The 20,057-nt window shown below is 37.4% G+C and carries 22 protein-coding genes and 1 pseudogene; 4 read left to right on the top strand and 19 right to left on the bottom strand.

Annotated features, from left to right (window positions below; genetic code table 11):
• Window positions 1-23: 23 nt before the first annotated feature.
• The 3 genes and pseudogenes from AC3WJG_RS14040 to gad all read right to left on the bottom strand — a co-directional run.
• A pseudogene (locus tag AC3WJG_RS14040) lies at window positions 24-446 on the bottom strand (DUF7832 domain-containing protein); the annotation flags it as partial.
• Between the two features lie 318 nt (window positions 447-764).
• Window positions 765-1,784, bottom strand: a complete 1,020-nt coding sequence (locus AC3WJG_RS14045; RefSeq protein ID WP_337134337.1) for a hypothetical protein — start codon at window positions 1,782-1,784, stop codon at window positions 765-767.
• Between the two features lie 213 nt (window positions 1,785-1,997).
• Window positions 1,998-3,401, bottom strand: a complete 1,404-nt coding sequence (gene gad / locus AC3WJG_RS14050; protein ID WP_225049756.1) for a glutamate decarboxylase — start codon at window positions 3,399-3,401, stop codon at window positions 1,998-2,000.
• 224 nt (window positions 3,402-3,625) lie between these two features.
• On the opposite strand from gad, the gene AC3WJG_RS14055 reads away from it, so the two are divergent.
• On the top strand, window positions 3,626-4,147 hold the full coding sequence (locus tag AC3WJG_RS14055) for an LURP-one-related family protein (protein WP_050690127.1): 522 nt from the start codon (window positions 3,626-3,628) through the stop codon (window positions 4,145-4,147).
• Between the two features lie 68 nt (window positions 4,148-4,215).
• On the opposite strand, the gene AC3WJG_RS14060 is transcribed toward AC3WJG_RS14055, so the two are convergent.
• The 12 genes from AC3WJG_RS14060 to AC3WJG_RS14115 form a co-directional block, all read right to left on the bottom strand.
• Complete coding sequence (locus AC3WJG_RS14060; protein ID WP_060745565.1) at window positions 4,216-4,527, bottom strand: YnaG family membrane protein; 312 nt, start codon at window positions 4,525-4,527, stop codon at window positions 4,216-4,218.
• A 132-nt stretch (window positions 4,528-4,659) separates the two neighbouring features.
• A complete protein-coding gene (locus AC3WJG_RS14065) occupies window positions 4,660-6,621 on the bottom strand; it encodes a GTP-binding protein (protein ID WP_492588327.1) in 1,962 nt (653 codons plus the stop codon).
• 117 nt (window positions 6,622-6,738) lie between these two features.
• Window positions 6,739-6,921, bottom strand: a complete 183-nt coding sequence (locus AC3WJG_RS14070; protein WP_225049781.1) for a hypothetical protein — start codon at window positions 6,919-6,921, stop codon at window positions 6,739-6,741.
• A 35-nt stretch (window positions 6,922-6,956) separates the two neighbouring features.
• On the bottom strand, window positions 6,957-7,142 hold the full coding sequence (locus AC3WJG_RS14075) for a hypothetical protein (RefSeq protein ID WP_098249654.1): 186 nt from the start codon (window positions 7,140-7,142) through the stop codon (window positions 6,957-6,959).
• A gap of 220 nt (window positions 7,143-7,362) precedes the next feature.
• Complete coding sequence (locus tag AC3WJG_RS14080; protein ID WP_225049758.1) at window positions 7,363-8,157, bottom strand: formate/nitrite transporter family protein; 795 nt, start codon at window positions 8,155-8,157, stop codon at window positions 7,363-7,365.
• A 188-nt stretch (window positions 8,158-8,345) separates the two neighbouring features.
• Entirely contained in the window at window positions 8,346-8,690 is a 345-nt protein-coding gene (locus AC3WJG_RS14085; protein WP_028408437.1) for a Na-translocating system protein MpsC family protein, read from the bottom strand.
• A 398-nt stretch (window positions 8,691-9,088) separates the two neighbouring features.
• On the bottom strand, window positions 9,089-9,280 hold the full coding sequence (locus AC3WJG_RS14090; RefSeq protein WP_028408436.1) for a hypothetical protein: 192 nt from the start codon (window positions 9,278-9,280) through the stop codon (window positions 9,089-9,091).
• Window positions 9,281-9,398: 118 nt separating this feature from the next.
• Entirely contained in the window at window positions 9,399-9,590 is a 192-nt protein-coding gene (locus AC3WJG_RS14095) for a hypothetical protein (protein WP_025751820.1), read from the bottom strand.
• A 96-nt stretch (window positions 9,591-9,686) separates the two neighbouring features.
• Window positions 9,687-10,250, bottom strand: coding sequence for an MFS transporter (locus tag AC3WJG_RS14100; protein ID WP_013083286.1), 564 nt, complete (start codon window positions 10,248-10,250; stop codon window positions 9,687-9,689).
• Window positions 10,247-11,683, bottom strand: coding sequence for an FAD-binding oxidoreductase (locus AC3WJG_RS14105; RefSeq protein WP_337134338.1), 1,437 nt, complete (start codon window positions 11,681-11,683; stop codon window positions 10,247-10,249). Before AC3WJG_RS14105 ends, AC3WJG_RS14100 begins: the two co-directional genes overlap by 4 nt.
• 198 nt (window positions 11,684-11,881) lie before the next feature.
• Window positions 11,882-12,022, bottom strand: a complete 141-nt coding sequence (locus tag AC3WJG_RS14110; protein ID WP_016764236.1) for a hypothetical protein — start codon at window positions 12,020-12,022, stop codon at window positions 11,882-11,884.
• A gap of 74 nt (window positions 12,023-12,096) precedes the next feature.
• Window positions 12,097-14,079 carry a methyl-accepting chemotaxis protein gene (locus AC3WJG_RS14115; protein WP_336091928.1) on the bottom strand — a complete coding sequence of 661 codons (1,983 nt, stop codon included), beginning with the start codon at window positions 14,077-14,079 and terminating at the stop codon, window positions 12,097-12,099.
• Between the two features lie 149 nt (window positions 14,080-14,228).
• Here AC3WJG_RS14115 and AC3WJG_RS14120 point away from each other — a divergent pair, with 149 nt between their 5' ends.
• Window positions 14,229-14,453, top strand: a complete 225-nt coding sequence (locus AC3WJG_RS14120; RefSeq protein ID WP_028408432.1) for a hypothetical protein — start codon at window positions 14,229-14,231, stop codon at window positions 14,451-14,453.
• A gap of 29 nt (window positions 14,454-14,482) precedes the next feature.
• On the opposite strand, the gene AC3WJG_RS14125 is transcribed toward AC3WJG_RS14120, so the two are convergent.
• The gene (locus AC3WJG_RS14125) at window positions 14,483-14,983 is read right to left on the bottom strand and encodes a metallophosphoesterase family protein (protein WP_098525014.1); all 501 of its coding nucleotides are present in this window, start codon (window positions 14,981-14,983) and stop codon (window positions 14,483-14,485) included.
• 154 nt (window positions 14,984-15,137) lie between these two features.
• On the opposite strand from AC3WJG_RS14125, the gene AC3WJG_RS14130 reads away from it, so the two are divergent.
• Window positions 15,138-15,437: a hypothetical protein gene (locus AC3WJG_RS14130; RefSeq protein ID WP_060745557.1), complete on the top strand. Its 300-nt coding sequence runs from the start codon at window positions 15,138-15,140 to the stop codon at window positions 15,435-15,437.
• 148 nt (window positions 15,438-15,585) lie between these two features.
• A complete protein-coding gene (locus AC3WJG_RS14135) occupies window positions 15,586-16,695 on the top strand; it encodes a metallophosphoesterase (protein WP_060745556.1) in 1,110 nt (369 codons plus the stop codon).
• Between the two features lie 20 nt (window positions 16,696-16,715).
• Here AC3WJG_RS14135 and mug read toward each other — a convergent pair whose 3' ends face one another.
• The 3 genes from mug to AC3WJG_RS14150 form a co-directional block, all read right to left on the bottom strand.
• On the bottom strand, window positions 16,716-17,228 hold the full coding sequence (gene mug, locus AC3WJG_RS14140; RefSeq protein WP_028408428.1) for a G/U mismatch-specific DNA glycosylase: 513 nt from the start codon (window positions 17,226-17,228) through the stop codon (window positions 16,716-16,718).
• Between the two features lie 68 nt (window positions 17,229-17,296).
• The gene (locus AC3WJG_RS14145; RefSeq protein ID WP_098658361.1) at window positions 17,297-18,637 is read right to left on the bottom strand and encodes a coiled-coil domain-containing protein; all 1,341 of its coding nucleotides are present in this window, start codon (window positions 18,635-18,637) and stop codon (window positions 17,297-17,299) included.
• 587 nt (window positions 18,638-19,224) lie between these two features.
• Window positions 19,225-20,034, bottom strand: a complete 810-nt coding sequence (locus AC3WJG_RS14150; protein ID WP_028408426.1) for a uroporphyrinogen-III synthase — start codon at window positions 20,032-20,034, stop codon at window positions 19,225-19,227.
• Between the last annotated feature and the right edge of the window lie 23 nt (window positions 20,035-20,057).

The following is a 20,057-nucleotide window of genomic DNA, read 5'->3' on the forward strand; positions in this document are numbered from 1 at the left end:
ATCGTATTCCCCTTGGTCGTTGTTTTTTTATGTTTCCAGCTATTAAACCGCTCATTAAGTTTCGGTTTTAACGTTTCATAATTTCCCCATGTGTCTTTCACTTCGTAAAGAGATTTCACATGAGGAAATACTTCTTCATAATCATCCAAATAAACACCGTCTTTAAAGTCAAAATAGGCTTTTGTAAAAGCATTACCCTCCTCATTTAACATATCACTTACAAATACACCATCCCAGTTCATGTATATTTCAGTTCCTGTCATTTTCTTTTGTTTAAATTTGATGATTTCATTAGCAGCCGCTTCTTTAAATTCTTTGCTATATAAATGGTTCTCAATAATCCACCCCAGATACATTCCCGTATGTACAAAACCTTGTTTATCATCTAACCCTTCTGGAAAGTCTCCCTCATAATGCCATTTTGCTTTATCATAAACCACTGTCATATTTTCCTTCTCTTTTTTTGCTTCTTTTATTACTTCAGGTCTAGCTGATTCACTTCGAATCATAGAATTCGATTTTTCTTCGCATCCTTGTAAAAATAAAAAAGTAAACATAAATAACGAAATGTATTTTAATTTGTGCAAAAGTGGTCCTCCAAGTCTAATAAAATATTTACTAATAGCAAAGCAGTAACAACTTTCAATTTCATCTATATCATCGCTCCATTTTTCAGGGGATTCCTATAAAATAAAAATTATACCTTAAAAAAAGAAGCCATTCCTTTTTAGGAACGCTTCTTTTAATAAACTTTTTTCTTTCTATTAGTAACCATCTACCGTAACATCAGTAATGGACCCATCACTAGGACTTACTTGATACCAACCTTGTGTAGCTGTATGTTCCTCTCCTGTTTCTTCATTATCCACAACATTTTCATAAACATGGATAATATAGTTTCCTGAGTCGTCAACGTGATCATATGTTACAAGGAGAGGTGAATCTTCAGATATGCCTTGCTGATCACGAACTAGCTGGATAGCTTGCTCTTGGGAAACTGTTTGTTCGGCTGGTTCCTCTTCCTCAATTCCTTCTGTATCTTCTTCTTGATCTGGTTCTGATTCCGAGTCCGAGTCCGTTTGGGCCTCATCTTCTGAATCAGCAAAAGCTTCTTCCTCATCCGCTTTTGCCTGAGCTTCCTCTTCCTCTTGCTGTTTCTTTTCTTCTTCTGCTAAACGTTCTTCCTCCGCTTTACGATCTGCTTCTGCCTGAGCTTCAGCTTCTGCATCAGCCTTGGCCTGTGCCTCCTCTTCTTTTTGTCGGTCTTCTTCTAGCTGCGCATAGTAATCATCTAATTCCTTTTCCATTTGCTGCTGTTCAAGGTCTGATAATTGCTTTTGTTGTTCTTGTATTTGATTTTGAAGCAAAGCAATTTGTTCTTCTGAAGCATTATCAACAAAATTGATGTTTTCTACATAATCACCACTGGCGTCAAAATTAACTTCCATCATACAAAAAACATTTTGCTCTTGATTAATGCCATAGTAAATATACTGATTGTCACCTACTTGGATATACTGATAACCATTCATTACGTTTAATAAATAATCGCGATCAGCTTCTTTAGAATTAACTGCTTTTTTAATGGTTGATGCTTTTGTTTGTAATGTATTCGGCGATGATTCTTTTACAGCCGTTTTATTGCCATTTTCTTTCGTATGAACCGCTGTTGATTTCTCTGTAGGCTCTTCTTTTTGCGATACAGTTTCACTGGACTCATCGCTACAGGCTGCTAGCAATATAGCTAATAATGGAATACCAAAAGCAACTTTCAACATTTTCATAGACTATTATCCCCTTTTTTTATCTTTTTTTAGGTTTTTCGTAATTCTAAAGAACTATAAAACCTTAGGGGTTATTATACCAAAATTAAGAAAATATAAGAATATTTTCTTGTGTTGTTCATGGAATTTTTTGAAAAATTATCTTTTTATACATAAAAAAACACAAAGCCATGCAATTTTTCATAACACGGCTTTGTGTTTTTATGACAGATGTTAATGATGAAATCCATTGTCGTATTTCGTGTCTTTAAGAACAGGTCTATCCAACGAGTTAAGAAATTCAACGGCTTGTTTGAAATTAACCATAAATAAATGAGCAAGGTCTCTTGAAAATCCATTTCTAACAACAATGCGCATGATTGTTATTTCTTCCATGTCTGCAGGCAGCGGATAAGCAGGAACTTGCCATCCGTACGTACGCAGTTGTCTAGACAAATCATAAAGCGTCCAGTTTGGTGTATATCCTTCTTTCAGTTTCCAAGCAAGAACGGGGATATCTGAACCATCCGCGATAATTTCGAATGCTTCCATTTCTCCAATTTCTTTGCTAAGAAACAGCGCGTTTTCTTGGGAGGTTTTTTGCACAGCATAATAGCCGTCTTTACCTAAACGCAAGAAATTGTAGTACTGTAAAAGAACTTGTGCTCCTGGTCTAGAGAAGTTGAGCGCGAAAGTTGGCATGTTGCCCCCTAAATAAGAAACGCGAAAAATAAGATCTTCAGGCAAGTCTTCTTTTTCTCTCCAAATCACCCACCCTAAACCAGGATAAACTAAACCATACTTGTGTCCTGACACGTTAATGGACTTTACTCGCGGCAAGCGGAAATCCCAGATAAGGTCCGGTTGAAGAAATGGAGCGATAAAACCTCCAGAAGCAGCATCTACATGAATAGGAATATCCAACCCTGTTTTTTCCTGTAGCTCATCTAATGCTTTTGCGATAGCAGCAATTGGTTCATAAACTCCTGTATACGTCACTCCAAGAATCGGTACGACACCAATTGTATTTTCGTCAACCGCATTAATGACGCCTTCTGGATCTAAATAAGGATGATCTGCATTAATGTTCACATAACGAGGCTCTACGTCCCAATAGTTTGCGAACTTCTCCCACACTACTTGAACGGATGAACTAAATACAATATTAGGGCGGTCCGTTGATAGACCTTTACTTTTACGCAGTTTTTGCCAGCGTCTTTTTAACGCTAGTCCGCCAAGCATACATGCTTCAGATGAACCTGTAGTAGAAACGCCCATCGTTGTATCAGGATTAGGTGAATTCCAAAGGTCCGCTAAAATACGTACGCATCTCTCTTCAATAGCCGCTGTCTGCGGATACTCGTCTTTATCAATCATATTTTTATCAAAAGACTCTCCGTACAAACGCTTTGCATCAGGTTCCATCCAAGTAGTAACAAACGTAGCTAAATTTAAACGGGCATTTCCGTCTAAAGCAATTTCATCATGAATGATTTGATAAGCTGTTTCTGGAAGCATACCTTGATCACTGATACGCAGCCTTGGAATCGTCACTTCTCCTTGTCGAGAAAAAAGCGGATTAACAGGAAATTCATCAGGTAAATTTTTTTGTTCACGATGCGGATGCCATTGAGGCATAAAGTATCATCTCCTTATGTATATCTAACAAATTGCTTTACGTTCACCCGGTGTTATAACAAGCAGGTCTCCTTTACACATTATGAGCTTTGAAGACTATTTTCATTCTTTCCATTATCCGTAGCACGTAAGGACGAACTTTATTTAATAATACCCATGAAAATGGTCTTACCAAACTCAAAAGGTGTAAAATATGGTAATATATTGTAAAAGGAGGTTTTTAAATGGAGAAACAAGGGATTATCTTGCAAGACAAGTTTTTCGAGTTAGGCGAATCTCCTATTTATAATGAATCACAAGACGTTATTGGAAATGTCGCATATAAGTTATCTATTGCTAATAAATTTGATATTTTAAAGGACGAAGAAATTATATTTACAGGTAAATCTAAAATGTTTGCCCTTATGCCGAAGCTGATTATTTCTGATCACCATGGAAATGAAGTTGGCATGATTCAACGAAAATTTACTTTTTTTAAAAAGAAGTATCTTTATATCAGAAACGATGGCGATACATATGAAATTACGGGGAATATAACAGATCGCAAATTCGACGTTTTGCGTTCCGGCGTTCCTATTATTCAAGTCCGCACACTCTCTTCTTTTCTGTCATTACGTCCCCACACGTTTGCTTTAGAATTTCTCGAACCTGATCTTGATAAGTGGGAAGGAATTGCGGTTGTACAAGGCGTAAGGATGATGGTGAAAGACGAAAACAGCAGTACAGCTACTGCTCCCGCTCAATAGTGGTTATAGAAGGTTATATGATATAAAAAAACGAACAAACTTCAATATAAAGTTTGTTCGTTTTTTAATTAAGGGCCGAATACTAACGTACCGATGACATGGTAGCCAATTGGTACAAGAAACAAGATGATATTTAAAATAATCGCCCATAGACAGAGGTTGTCTTTTTTTATAAAAAAACCAATAATTGCAGGAACAATCATGAGCGGAACTAAAAAGATAGGTGCGATAATAGGCAGTCCTTGAAGCTTTTCAGCCGCAATAAGTCCTGTAAAAAAGTTAAGGATCAATAAAGTATTAATAATGACATATAAAAGTGAAATTCCTCCGAGAATCCCTCCTATTACCCCGCTTTTAGTTGTTTTAACAGTAGCATCCACGTTTCTGTCACCCCGTTTTTAGAAATATAAGTAAACTATACTATAATGTGGTTTTTATTGTAAAGGTATGGAGAAAACAGCTGTTGAAAGATTGCTACGAAAAAAGCACTGTAGCAATCGCTACAGTGCTTTTTATAAACAGTTCATTTTTTCTTTTGCTTCTTTCCAAGGAACCGTATAGCCCTGTCCTTTTGCGCAAAAGACGGACGATGAACTGTATTCGGGATCCGCCTCTTTATTGTAGCGGATTTGTTCAATCACTTCTGCTTCATTATGACAGCGTTCATACCCTCCAAATAATAGAGACATCGCTCCTTTTCCATGCGTAAAAGATGCTAGCGTCGAACCGTAGTTCATAAAAGTAGCAACAGGAACTTTTCCTGTAATAATCGCTTTGTTTTCGGTTGTTACAGGAGAATCAAAACGACCGTGTGCGCTTTGAACATCAGCTAATACCCTTCCCATTTGATCAATATCCACTTTAATTTTGAAATCATAATACGGTTCTAGCACAATATTTTCTGCTTTTTCTAACCCTTGTCGCAGTGCACGGTACGTTGCTTCTCTAAAATCTCCTCCGCTTGTATGCTTGTTGTGAGCTCGTCCGGTACATAATGTCACTTTTATATCAGTAATAGGTGAACCCGTTAACAAACCATGATGCGGCTTTTCAAATATATGCTGACGGACTAGATTTTGATACCCCGCGGATAAATCGTCGGTGTGACAAGCATTTTCAAAAGTAATTCCGCTGTTTCGTTCCGCTGCTTCTATTTTCAAATGAACTTCTGCATAGTGTTTCAACGGTTCAAAATGTCCGTAGCCCATCACTGTATTTTGAATGGATTCTTTGTACAAAATTTCTGGTTCTTCAAACTGTACGTTTATATTAAAACGTTCTTTTATCAGTTTTTCGAGGACTTCTAGCTGAATTGCTCCCATCACATGAATATGAAGCTCTTGAGTCCTTTCTTCCCACGTCACATGTAAAGAAGGGTCTTCAGCATCTAATAATTGAAAAAGTTTAATTCCTTCTTTTGGATGAACAGAAGGCTCAAAAACAACTTTTGATTTTAACGTAGGCAAAAGTTCGTAGGAGGGGCTTTCTTTTAATGTTCCAAGACCGTCTCCAATCGATGCTGAAGACAACCCTGTAACCGCAAAAAGTTCGCCAGCTGAACCTTCATTTACGTTTTTAAATGGACGTCCGTTATAAGCACGAATTTGAGTGATTTTTTCTTCGTATAGCTCTCCGTTTTTTTCATAGGCGACTTCATCACGCACCTGCATTGTCCCGCTTAGAGCTTTGATAAACGTGATGCGCATGCCGTTTTCATCGTGCCGAATTTTATATACACGACCTGAAAATGCTTCTTCCTTCGAGTAGCGCGTTTCCGTTAGCAAATCAACTTTCTCTAAAAAACTTTCAATGCCGATGTCTTGTAAAGCTGAACCACTCGCAGACGGGAAAAGCTGATTGGTTTGAATAAGCTTTTGCATAGCGGCTCTCCAATAAGCTTGATCATTCTTACCTTCCATAAATGCATCTAGAAGCTCTTCATCTTTTTCAGCTATAAATTCAATAAGTTCCTCACTTAACGAGCCATCTATAAGCTCTGACGTTATGTCAAAAACATCGGGGGTTAAGTTATGTTTAATATCGTTTATAACACGTTCAGGATCTGCTCCTACACGATCGATTTTATTGATGAAAAAGAATACGGGCACACGATGTTTTTGAAGCAGCTGCCAAACGGTTTCTGTATGGCCTTCGACTCCTTCTACTGCACTTAAGATAACAATCGCATAGTCCATCACTTGAATAGAACGTTCCATTTCAGGTGAGAAATCGACGTGGCCCGGCGTATCAATTAAATAATAAGTAGAACCGTTATAAGAAAAAGTTCCTTGATCGGCAAATACCGTAATTCCTCGTTCTTTTTCAATCGTATGAGTATCAAGAAAGGAGTCTTTGTGGTCAACTCTTCCTCGCTGTTTAATACTTTTTGTATGATAAAGAAGCTGTTCGGAAAACGTTGTCTTTCCTGCATCGACATGCGCTACGATACCGATTGTTTTGTTCGAGTGTTTCATTGTTAAATACCACCTTACTGCTGTATGTATCGCTGTTACTTTCTATTTTATAATAATTGTAAGAAAAAGTGGACGACAAAGGTCTAAAACTGCTCACATCAAAAAAAGAATACGTGATTAAACATCGCATTCCATTTTTGTACGGCGTTTAGTATCTTTTTTGCCTTTTACTATAAAAATAGCTGCTATAAGGCACCCAATTCCAGCTAAATGCATGATGTTATTACCTGTCGCGCCTAAGCTGTTACTAGTCAACCCAACTAAAATGCTGCCAAGTATAATCAATAAAACAGCAAACATGAACTTCAATTTCTTCACTCTCCGTTAGTAAGTTATTAAATATGATTTGCATACGGATCATATAAACCAGTGATTAATAATAGACCTGCTGATAAAATCAATGTTCCTGCGATTAACAAACCGTTGCTACATACCTTTTTTCTCTTTTTGCGTAAAAACATTCCTGATATAAGAAATAGTAGTGCAACAGATAGCAGAATCAATCCTATACCAATATTCACTCTTTCTTTCTCTCCCTTGCGAATGTATTCATTGCCATCTAGTTAACCATAATATTATTATGAAAATAGAAAAGCGAACTTGAACATTTACCGAACCTTAATTGTTTTATATGTTATAATACATAAATTGTTAAAAGTATATTTTTTCACCTTTCATTATCAAAAAAGCAGCCTCTTTACTAAGAGACTGCTTTTTTTAAATGACAACTGATAAAACCGCTTAAGAAGCTTTTTTTAATTGTTCTTTTTGTTTCTGTTGATAAGAAGAAAAATAAATAAGACCTACAAATACAGCTCCTCCTATCATATTTCCAATAAAGGTAGGGATAATATTTGCAATAAAATCAATCCATGTAAAATGACCTGCAAAAATAGCGGCGGGAATAATAAACATATTGGCTACAACGTGCTGAAAGCCAATCGCAACAAATGCCATAATCGGAAACCAAATCCCAAGAATTTTCCCCGTAACATCGTCAGCGCCGTATGAAAGCCAAATAGCTAAACATACAAGCCAGTTGCAGCCTACAGCAGAAATAAGCGTTTTAAAAAACGAATCATCAATTTTAGCTTGAGCAATGGCTACCGTTTTATCTAAAAAAGGCCCTGTTTCTGTTAAACCTACAATATGTCCAAAGAAATATGCAATAAATGCGGCACCTAAAAAGTTAGCAAGCGTGACCAAAAACCAGTTATGAAGCAAGTGACGAAGTGAAATTTTTCTTGCATACAGGGCAATGGAAACAGACATCATATTCCCTGTAATAAGCTCCGCTCCCCCAAGTACGACCAGCATAAGACCTACAGGAAAGACGGCCCCTCCTAAAAGATTCGATAAACTTCCCCATTCAGCTGGTAAATTACCAATCACGCGCACATCTAGTAAAAAACCAAACGCAATAAACGCGCCTCCTAAAAACCCAAGCATGAGAATGGAAGAAAGAGATAGCTTCGTTTTTGAAATCCCCGCTTCTAAAGCGATGTTTAACATTTTATCCGGCTTGTGAAATGCCATAAAACTCCTCCTTAACTAAAAAAGGCAGCACTCAAAAACACCTTTTACACAAGGTTTTTGAATGCTGCCTAATAATCCTGCACTTTCTTTACAGTATATCAGTCATCATTATCTATAATAAAATCAAATAAAAAACAAGCAGATCCTACTTCTCTTTCATTTAATTAAATTATGTATTTTACGTTGTTCTACTGAATATTGGTTTTAAACACAAACACAGAAACAGCGATATCTTCTTCTACTTTGATATCAGAAAATAAGTACTCCAGCTTAGCTCCTAACAAGTCTTCAAGTCCTTCTGGAGGAGATGAAGCATAAAGGTTTTGAATAAGCTTCGTTCTTGCCATATGTACTGTCTCTTTACCTTCGGTTGTTCTCGCGATAAATTGTTCAGCTGGCGTTAAGTTGCCGTACAAAGTTGAAATAGCCATATTTTGAACAAATACAGTATGAATTCGTTCTGGACCTTTTCCAAAAAGTTTTTTGCGCAGCTTTCGGATAATATCATTAAAATCATGTATTTTCTTAGACACTGGTGTATGCCTCCGCTTATCTCGAGTATGTCTCCCCTGCTTATTCAAGTTTTCAACTAAGAATAAATTACATTATACATGACGACGTTTACATTGTATACAATGTATCTGCTTTATCCTCATTAATCCAAGCAATCGCAAAACCATTACGAAAGGATAAAAAAAATCCTTCACTTATTAAAGTGAAGGATTACCTTTATATCTCTACTTAAAGGTTACAAATGGATTCTCAGTTATCAAAGAAATAACTAAGAACTTTGACAAAATAGCATGTCAAAATAGTCAAGTGGTATGTTTGTACCAGTAGTTAATGCTATCACGTTAAAGTCATGGAATCCAATTAGTTTACTTTCATAATACTTTATTTAATTTAAATATTCTTTTTTGATAGGAAACCCTTAATCTTCATCACGATCTGCTCTAAATTCATCATCAGATAATGAATTTAGTTGGTGGCTAAGCTTTTCGTAGTTATCTTGTTTCTGATTTTGTTGTACATCATTAGATATAGGAGCTTCACTAGAAACAGTAGATTTTTTTCTCGTCTCTTCGCCTCCGCTAACTCCAAACCCAACATTGTTATCTGTCATCGGATTCACCTTTTTAACCGTTATTATGGAGAATTGCTCTAAAAAAATAACAGGAAACAAAAGGGATTCCCACTTAGCTAATAGCGGTCCAAGCTTCCTTACTTACACCAAATCGTATTTAAATAAGGAAATGACCTGCTTTAACCCCATAGGCAATACCAACAAAAAAACTGGCTATACCTAGCGTTTGACTTTTGCATACATACTTTATAGTTAAGCCTGGAATCAGACCCCATATAATGATGAAAATAGCGAACGATACTATAATAGAAGACCATGCATCTTGCCCTGATATACTTATACCTTGCATAAACGTTTCTCCTTTCAGTACTTATATCGGGAGAACATAAATTTTTTATAGTATCTTATAATACGAACTAAAAAATTCAAGTGACCTGCTACGCTTTTACAGCGAATGGTGGCGTTCAAGCTCGACTGTTTTTGGTTTTTGCCATATTAATACCCCTGCCGCTACATACATAAACGAAGTGATGTAAAAAAGGCTACCGATTGTAAGAAAATCAATGATATACCCTGTTGCAATCACGGCTAAAGCTGCCCATATAGAGGTCCATAAATGATAGTGTCCTACTTGTTTTCCCGTATGAGCACGATCTGTCTGCCTAGATAACGCTATTTTTTCTGCTGTTTTTTGAAGAGCTCCAAGTAGACCCATTATAACTTGAATGATATACACCTGCGTAATAGTTGATAGAACGGGAATCACAAGCATAACAACCGCCATCCCAAACGTATATAAAATGAGCAAGCGCTTTTCTCCTACTCTGTCACTCCATGAACCGATTAAAGGGTGACTCAAAGCTGCGGTTAAAGCGAAAATTCCGTAAGCTAAGCCAAATTGTGAATAACTATCGCCAAGATTTCGAAGCAGTAACAGGTAAAAAGGAAAAACAATACTACTTGCGGTAATCATCAGGCTTTGTGAGTGTAAGAGTTGTTTGTACGTCATTTTCCATACTCCTTATAAAATAAATTAACGAACGTTTCGTTCCGATCATATTTTCTTTTTAAATTAAAAAAGGCGGTTGTATGAGGGTAAGCCTCTTCTAATTGCTTCTTGCTTGGGTAGCTGTAGTAAGGCAAGTAATAGCTTCCCTGATGCTGCAGCGTTACATCCACCATTTTTCTGACAACTCTTTGTGAATCATCCATGCCTTGATGATCTTTTTTCTGGTTAATAAGTAAAACGAGAGCAAACATGTCGTCTTTTGCATAAGACATGACGGCTTTATTGTCTTTTTCTACATAGCGAACCGTAATGTTCAGTAAATTTAATTTCTCTGTTGCTAACACTTCGCGTAAATCATCGATGTAAGAAGCAAATTCATCAACCGGAACGAAGTATTCCTGTAAAACTTCCGTCCGGCTAACACTTTCGTATTCCATAAAATCACTTTCAGAACGCATAACATTATTTCTTGTTTCAAGCCGGCCATTTTGTCTTAAGAAATAAGCCTTTTGCGTTTCCCACAGCATATCTTTTCCCCAGTCACTGTAACGAGATAGCCCTAGCATAAATTTAGGAAGCGCCACTATTTTTTCTGTTTTGAGCGGTTCGTTTACAGTAGAAGTATTTTGAGAAGATAAGCGATAGTTTGTGGCGTACATATCTGTTAGCAATTGATTAGGAGAAATAGAAATACGCGCCATATGCATACGAACGTCTGGGTTATGCTGTACGTAGTTTTTAAAATACGCTGTATACTGTCTATAATCTAAGCGGATAATTTCATCTTCGTACCATTCATCGTCCGTTAAACGAAGCGTCACATCTAAAATGACTCCAAATAACCCGTAGCCTCCGTTTACTAAAGAAAATAGCTCAGGATGTTTTGTTCGGCTAATTTCGATAATAGATCCGTCGGCCTGCAAAAGACGCATAGATTTTACCGTATCCATTAAAGAACCGTATCGAATATCTCTGCCGTGTACGTTCACGCTAATAGAACCTCCAACGGTAAAAATATTTTGTGATTGCATAACTTTAAGAGCAAGACCGTCTTTGTGTATATATTGCTGAATATCATTCCACGTTGTCCCGCTTTGAACCGTAATTTCTTTTTGACGTGGCTTGTAATCTATAATTTTATTGTACTGCTTCATATCAAGTAAAATAGCATTCGGATAGTACGTCTGCCCTCCTTGACTGTGCTGCATGCCTGCAATCGCTATTTTTTCATGATGCTGTGAAGCGGTTTTCACCCAATCTTTCAGCTGTTTTTCAGTTGTTCCATGCTTTATTTCTTTGACTTTTGTAGGAAGAAGCCGAGCAACATCCCCCGTTACAGGATGGCTTTGCTGCTGTTTATAAATATGATAGGAGGCATATGAACCTACTAGATAAAAAGATAAAAAAGTTCCTAACAACACGTTTTTCTTCATTCTAAACTGTAAGCTCCTTTCTTTATTTCTGTGAAATTATACCATATTAAAAGTGAAATAACACTAAAAAAGTGTAATTTTACACTTAGTTATAGTTCATTTTGAGAAAGTATATGAAAAAAACTTGTAATTTAATGTATGTTAACCTTATTGAAACAAAAAAAGAAAAGACCTAATGTCTTTTCTTTTTTTGTTTCTTTATTTTTCAGCTTCGTATGCAACTAAAGCTACTCTTTTTCCTAACGTTTGTTGAAACTGCTCTTCTAGCTGTTTCAGCTTCGCATGCATATCATCGTTAATTGAAGCTGGCTCAAAGGTCATTTTTGTTTGCTCCATCATACTGTCACCTCTTTCATATGTGTATGTTCTACTTTTTCCAATATAAAAGAGGTCTATGACGATTTGACGAAAGTTTACAAATTAAATTTGCTAATGAGCGCTGTTAATTGTTCTGCCATTTGAGACAGAGATTGTGCGGAAACGGCAATTTCCTCCATTGAAGCCAGCTGTTCTTCAGTTGATGCGGCCACTTCTTCAGATGTAGCTGCATTTCCTTTAGCAAGGATCGCCATTTCACCTGCTGTACGAGCCACTTCTTCAACCGCTGCTGAAATTTGCTGAGCAGTCGCAGCCACTTCTTCAACTTGCGGAGTCGTTTCATTCATGCTGCTTAGAATTTGTTCGAATTTTTGAATAGCCGTTTGTGATATTGTTCGTCCTTCTTCAACTTTGTTTGTAACTTGCTCCATTGTATGTACAGATTCCTGAGTATCTTGTTGAATAGCTTGAATAAGCTCAGAAATTTGAGACGCGGACACTTGTGATTGTTCTGCCAGCTTTCTCACTTCCGCTGCTACAACGGAAAATCCTTTTCCATGTTCTCCAGCTCGTGCCGCTTCGATTGCAGCATTTAAGGCTAGTAAATTTGTTTGAGCAGCAATGCCGCTGATTACTTCTAAAATGGTTCCAACTTCTTTTGAACGTTGAAACAAAGTACGAATTGTTGTATTAGACAGCTCGACGGATTGAGAAATGGATTCCATTTGTTCGACCGTTTCTCTCACGGCTTTTCCCCCTTCTACAGCTTCAGACGTTGTGTGATTTGATAGCTGAGAAACAATTTCTGTACGCTTGGCAATGGTAGAAACTCCTTGAACAATCTCATCTAAAGAAGCTGCATTTTGGTCAATAACAGCCGTTTGTTTTTCCGCGCTAGAAGCCACTTCTTGTATCGCAACTGATACTTGTTCAGTCGCAGCGCTCGTTTGCTGTGAGCTGGCCGTTAGCTCTTCTGAAGAAGCGGCCACTTGCTCTGCACTCATTTCAACATTTTGAATTAATGTGCGAAGATTGTTTTGCATCTGACTAAAAGCATACCCTAACTCGCCGATTTCATCTTTTGAATTGACGGTAATCGCTGTTGTCAGATCTCCTTCACTAACGCTCAGAGCCTGATTCTTAAGCTGTTTGAGCGGTTTAATAATCGATTGTAACACCATAAAAATGGTAAGACTCCCGATTATCAGACAAGCTACAATAATAAATAGTGTTTTGTAAAAGATAGGCTGTGCAGCTTCACTAACTTCTGATGAATACATAGTGCCTGCAACTTTCCAGTTTGTTGTTTTATTTGTCGTAAAGACCATCTTTTTTTCATCCCCGTTAAAGGTATATTCAAAAGACCCAGAGCTCTTTGCATAAAGCTTGTCAAAAAGAGAATCTGTCGCTTTTGTACCTGCTTTTTCCGTAGGGTGAACAATATATTTTCTTTCTCCATCTAAAAGAAATGGATATCCTTTTTCTCCGATTTTTACTTTGCTGACAGCTTTATTAATGCGGCTAATATCTAAATTCAAAGCAATAACCCCTGTGCCATCCGCCGATGTTTTCGCTACAGTAATAACGGTCTGACCTGTAGAGGCTGATGGATAAGGTTCAGTGACAACTGTTTTTCCTTTGTTTTGTATGGCTAGCTTGTACCAATCTCGTTTTCTAGGATCATAGCCTGCTTGTAGCACTTTTTTAGGCGATTGAATAAACTTCCCCTGCTGATTTCCTGTAAAAATGCTGACGGCTTCTGGATGAAGCGAAGCATATAAGTTAAAATCTTTGCTTAAAGTAGCCATATCTTTTTCATTGTAGCGCTCGTTGTTTACCACTGATGCAAAAAACTCTACATCATGAATTTTTGGTCCAATGGTATCGTCAATCACTGAATTAATGGACTGTACATTTTGCTGTGCTGTGTTAATAATTTGGTTTTCAATTTCATGTTTCGCTGTTATGTAAGCTGATACACCTATCGTAACAGATGGCACTAATAAGATCGCTGCAAATGCTAGCCCCAGCTTTGTCTTAAAGTTATTAAGGGACCTTTTTTTTCTTACTCTCTCCATGCTATGTAGCCTCTCTCTCCGTAGTTAAAAGTGATCGTGCACTTTCTTTCTATCGGCAAGACTTCATATTCCTTTAGTCATCGAGTGTATACATAATTAACAATGGGTGTGAAAAGATAAGAGTACGATAAAAAAAGTAGGTGATTTTAATGGAAGAAAGTAAAAACAGCAAGTCTTTTTCAATGTTTGAAACAGAAAAGGTTCAGCGCGGGGAAGAAAAAGATATTTTTAATATCTATAAAGAAGGAGTAAAAATTGCGGAAGTAAGAGGAACGAATCCTCAAACTCAGCAGGTTATTCCGATGCATGACTTAAATGATTACGAAGAAAATAAGCTTCACGAGTATATTGCTCATTTAGACCATACAACGTAAAAAGACTAAAACAAGAGTCCTCTCTTGTTTTAGTCTTTAGAATCGTAAAAAACATGTTCAAAACGCAGCGTGTTTTTTTGTATGTACAGAAGTCCAAACGAAAATTGCTTTTCCCGCCGTTTGTCAGTAGCGGAACCTGGATTAAACAACGTAATATCACCAATTTGTTTATGAACAGGAATGTGAGAATGACCAAAAATCACTGCGTCTACTTGTTCATGTTCAAATGCCAAAAGTGCACGTTTTTCAGTCGTTTTTCCTTTGCCATGACCGTGGACTACGCCAATCGTAACGTCGCCAAACGAAAGAAGTAACGAAGATGGAAGTATTTGCTGAAGCTCTTCACTGTCTACATTTCCAATCACGCCGTGTACAGGAGCAAACACACGCAGGTCATTGTATACATCTATCGTTTGAAAATCTCCCGTATGAATAATAGCATCAGCTGTTTTCAGTTCGGCTAGGAGTCTTTTCGGAAAATGTTTCGCTCTTTTTGGAATATGAGTGTCACCTAAAATAACGATCCTCATTCATCATACGCTCCTTTTTCGCTCATTTATGTAGTGTAGCGTATTACGTTGGAATGAAGCAACTCTATCCGGAGCGTCAGGCAAAAAATTTCTCTTTTTCGTTTAAGTTTGCGAAAATACGTTACATACCAAGTTACAGAATGGAGTTTTCAAAATGGAAGTAAAAATTAATCGAAACGCAGCAAAAGTGTTAAAAAATGCATTGGCTAGCCCAGAAGGTCAAGGAAAAATGATTCGTGTATATGTAACTATCGACCACGGTGATCACGCGCATTATGATTGGAAATTCGATAAGCCGACTGAACATGATGAAATCGTAAAAACAGATAAAGATATCGATATCGTTTTAGATAAACGCGAGAAATTTTTAGAAGGCGTATGGATTCAATATTTCCACGTTCCAGAGCCTGAATTTGTGATTAGCAGCCTTCACCACGCGCATCACCATCATTAATATAAAAAACACACCTTGTTTTATAGGTGTGTTTTTTCGTTTGTGTGACAAGCAAAAATTTTATTGATAAGAAGAAGAGATAAAATTTTGTTGAAGCAATAAAAATGAGCTATAGTGGAATTACGGATGAAAGAAAAGAGGTTAGCGTATGAAAGTAAGTGTGTTAGTAAGGTCTATTTTAGTTGTTATTTTATATAATTTATTCGTTTTGTACATCGGATGGAACGCTTGGATGTGGCTTCACACAATGTTTGAAGTGGAAAACAAATGGATTCTTACGGTAATCGTTGTCTTTTTTGCTTATTCCTTTATCATCAGTCGTGCGTTTCAACAAGTGAGCATATTTAAAATTGTGGGATCGTACTGGTTAGGATTTATTCAATATTCGGTGCTTTTGCTTCCTATAAGTAATCTAGCCGTATATATTCTTACTCTTCTAGGCGCTTCGCTTTCTACAGCTATCGATTCAATTGGATTTTTCATAATTGCCGCTTTTTTATTCATTTTTGCTTACGGTACGTATAATGCTTACAGTCCTGTGGTAAGAAAATACACGATTTCGCTTGCTAAAAAGACGAATCGGAAAAACCTTCGCATTGCTGTAGCATCTGATATGCACTTTGGCACATTGTCCGGCAAAAAACATTTGCAGCGGTTAATCACTCATGTACAAAAGATACAGCCGGATCTTATTTTACTTCCTGGAGATATTATTGACGATGATCCCCATGTATTCTTTAAGAAAGAAATGGATTCTATGATGAAGCAGCTCAAAGCGCCTTTAGGCACGTATGGAATTTTGGGAAACCATGAGTATTACGGCGGGAAGATCCCTCAGTTTGTGGAAAGAATGAAAGAAATGAACATCCCTATTTTAATGGATGAAGTGTTAAACATAGGTGATAGCTTGTATTTAATAGGCAGAAAAGACAAGACGGACAAAAACCGATACAGCTTTTTCGATTTAGCGAGTGAAACGGATCGTTCTCTTCCTGTCATTGCAATGGATCATCAGCCGCTTTCTTTAAAAGAAGCGGAACAAGCAGGAGTGGATTTACTTCTATGCGGCCATACTCACAGAGGGCAAATGGCACCTAATCATTTGATCACAAAGCGGTTATTTGAAATTGATTGGGGCTACAAGCAAACTAATCAACTGCATACCATTGTCTCTTCAGGATTTGGCTTTTGGGGTCCTCCGCTTCGAATCGGAAGCCGATCGGAAATTATTCAAATTGATATTTCGTTTACAAAATAGAGAAAGCCCTAGGGCTTTCTCTATTTTAATGTACACAGCAGCTTCGGAAGCTCTGCATAAATGGCGACTACTTCATCTACTTTCATTCGAACGAGCCCGCTTGAAGACGGGGCAACAAAGTCCATTATTCCTGATACCATCGATTTCTCTTGTTTACCCCACTTTACTTGCTTTCGTCCGCTGTACTGCTGATAGACACCTTTTCCAACAAAACAAACGATTTTAGGCGTATATGTAGCTATTTTTTCCTTTAAGATTTCTCTGCCTTCTGCATATTCTTCTTTTGTAATCTCATCAGCTGCCTTTGTAGGACGCTCTACAATATTTGTTAAACCGTACCCCAGCTGGAGCAGCGAGTGATCTTCCTCCGGATGATATTTACGATCGGTCAAACCTGCTTTGTGAAGAATCGTCCAGAAGCGATTGGTTGGATTCGCAAAATGATGACCCGTTTCACCTGAACGGATGCTTGGATTAAAACCGACAAATAAAATATCTAAGTTGGGTTGTATATGATCAAAAATAGAATTCATAGTCATACGCTCCTTACAATATAAAAAGAAAACATCCAGATGGGATGTTTTCTTTTTACTATACCCTATTAAATACGAACTACGCGTCCGTTGAATTTTTGTTTCCAGTATCCGCTGCTCATGTTTGCAATTGCAACACCTGTTGAGCTTTGAGCACCGATGAACTTGCCGCCTCCTACATAAATGCCAACGTGACCGTCTTTTTTATATGTATCGAAGAAAACAAGATCGCCAGGCTGCATTTGACTAGAAGACACTTGTGTTCCCGCATGCTTTAACGTCTCTGTACTTACAGATCCAAGAGGTCCAAGGTTAACGCCTACTTGAGAATATGCCCAGTGTACAAATGACGAGCAGTCAAATAAACCGCGGCTAATATCAGACTGGCTGCGTCCTCCGCCAAATACGTAAGCAGAGTTTCCAATCCAGCGGTTTCCTACTGTTACAACATTGCTGGCTTTTGGAGCCGGAGCGCTTGTAGGTGCCACATCATTGCTGCTTGCTTTTGGTGCTTCTGCCTTAGCAGAAGATGAATCGGCTTGTTCAGCTGGCGCAGCCGCTGCTTTTTGAGCTTGCTCAGCTGCTTTCTTAGCTGCCTCTTTAGCCGCTTGTTCAGCTGCTTTTCTTGCTGCTTCTTCTGCAGCTTTTTGATCTTTAATATTTTGTTCAAGCGTAGACTGTTCATTTGCAAGAGAGCTGTCTTTTGCTTGTAGAGAAGCCTTTAGTTCTTCATTTTTTGCTTCTTTGTCTTTTAGTTCTTTTGCCAGTGCATCTTTTTGTTTCTTTTGAGCTGCTAGCTGGACAGTCATTTCATCTAGTTCTGCCTTCATGTCTTCTAAGCTAGCTAGCTTAGATTTAACATCAGCTTGTTTTGTTTTTAATTCGTCTTGCATATTTTTAGTTTCTTTTAAAATACCACGGTCTGCATCTACAATAGTTGAAACAGCTAGCGCGCGGTCTACAAAATCACTGAAGCTTGAAGAACCAAGTAAAACTTGTAAATACTCTACGTTACCGCCGCTTTCTTGCAGAGAACGTGCACGATCTTTTAAAATATCGTTTCGCTTTTCAAGTTTTTCTTGAAGCAGCTTAATTTCTTTTTCAAGCTGCTCTACTTGTTTAGACGTTTCTTTAATATCGGCTTCTGTTTGTTGGGCTTTTTTATTGTTTTCTTCTTCTGCTATTGTTAATCGCTCAAGCTGTGCTTTCATTTGATCTTGTTCTGCTTGAAGGCTTGTTAATTCATCAGAAGCTGCTTTGATGTTAGATTGCACATCTTGACGCTGATTTTGAATTTGAGATTTTTGTGATTCCATATCCTGAATGGTAGAAGCATACGCTGGAGTTGATAAAACTCCTCCCAGGCCTAATAAAACCGTTGTGTTAAGTAAGAGCATTTTCTTTTTCAATATGAATTCCTCCGCTTTCTCGCTCTGTTAAACTAGTAATTTCTAATTATGTATCAATATGTATAAAAGTCTTACAATTTATGTAAAGTTCACTGTATTTGTCGATAAATAGCTAAATATGCTAATGAAAATCTACGAAAATTATACCACGATAAACGTTGAAAAAAAGAATAACAATATTACAATTGTATTTCAGTAATGTAACATTTAAAGCTTGTGTATACATTCATCTTTCACCTGCAAAAATATACCTTTATATCCCTGTTAAAATAAATAATCTACCGGGCTTTATACAGCACTGTTTTTAACATGATAAAATAGGCGATCAAGATTTTTTAAGCTGGTTGGATATAAGTTGTTGCTAAAGAGAACGTAATGATTTTTTAACATCCACGTCTATTTTTTACCTTTTTCTGCTATTTTTACAGTATTTGAAAATGATTTTCTGAAATAGTAACAAATCTATGTTTATCTGTTGTTTGCACGTGTTTAAAAAAGGGTGATAGGTAATTATCAAACAATATTCGACAACGCTCGGATGAAGTCATACAAAAGACCTTCTCACTGTGAAGCGAGAAGGTCTTTTGTTAATCACGTTGCTGATAATAATGTTCTAAAGCTACAATTGCACTTCCCATTCTTTCTTGATCAGGAATAACAATACGATCTACTCCTTCTTCTTTTAAAGCAGCAGCGGTTACTTTTCCTACAGATACAGCTACTACAGAGCTTTTAAAGAGTTCTCGAATGCGATCAGCTTGTCCGTGTTCTCTTGCAAATGAAAATAAAAAGCGAGCCTGCGGAGCGCTTGTGAAATTAACAGCATCAATTTTTCCGCTTATTAATTCGTTTATAAGCTGTTCCATGACTTCTGCTTTTGGCGGAATATGCTGATACGGTAAAATCTCTTTAAATTGGGCTTTTTGATTCGAAAGAAAGTCAATCAATTTTGGTGCAGGATCTCCGTGAAGCTGAAGCGCTACATGCTTTCCTTCAAACGAAAACGAATGAAGCGCCCTGACTAGTCCCGCTGTACTTCCATCATCATCTCGAACAGTTGGAGTAATGCCTAGCTTTTTTAACATATTTACAGTTTTATACCCGCGTGCAGCAATATGAGCTGCTTGTAAAGAAGAAAGAAATTCATCCGCCAGGCCCAGCTTATCTGCCGTTTTATATAAAATTTCCGTCCCGACGCCTGTCGTAAAAATAAACCAATCATAATTTCCTTTTACCAGTTCTTTAATATCTGCTTCTAAATGTGTGTCATCTAAAAAGATTGTTCCTTGTGCAGGTCGTACAAGAGGGGTCCCGCCAAGGTTTTCAACAATTTTGCTGATTTCTTCTACTTTACGCTGACCTACGAGTGCGACTGTTTTTCCTTCTAATCGTTTCAATGGTCTACCTCCATTTTTCTATG

Source organism: Priestia sp. FW507-14D1A, assembly GCF_058781295.1.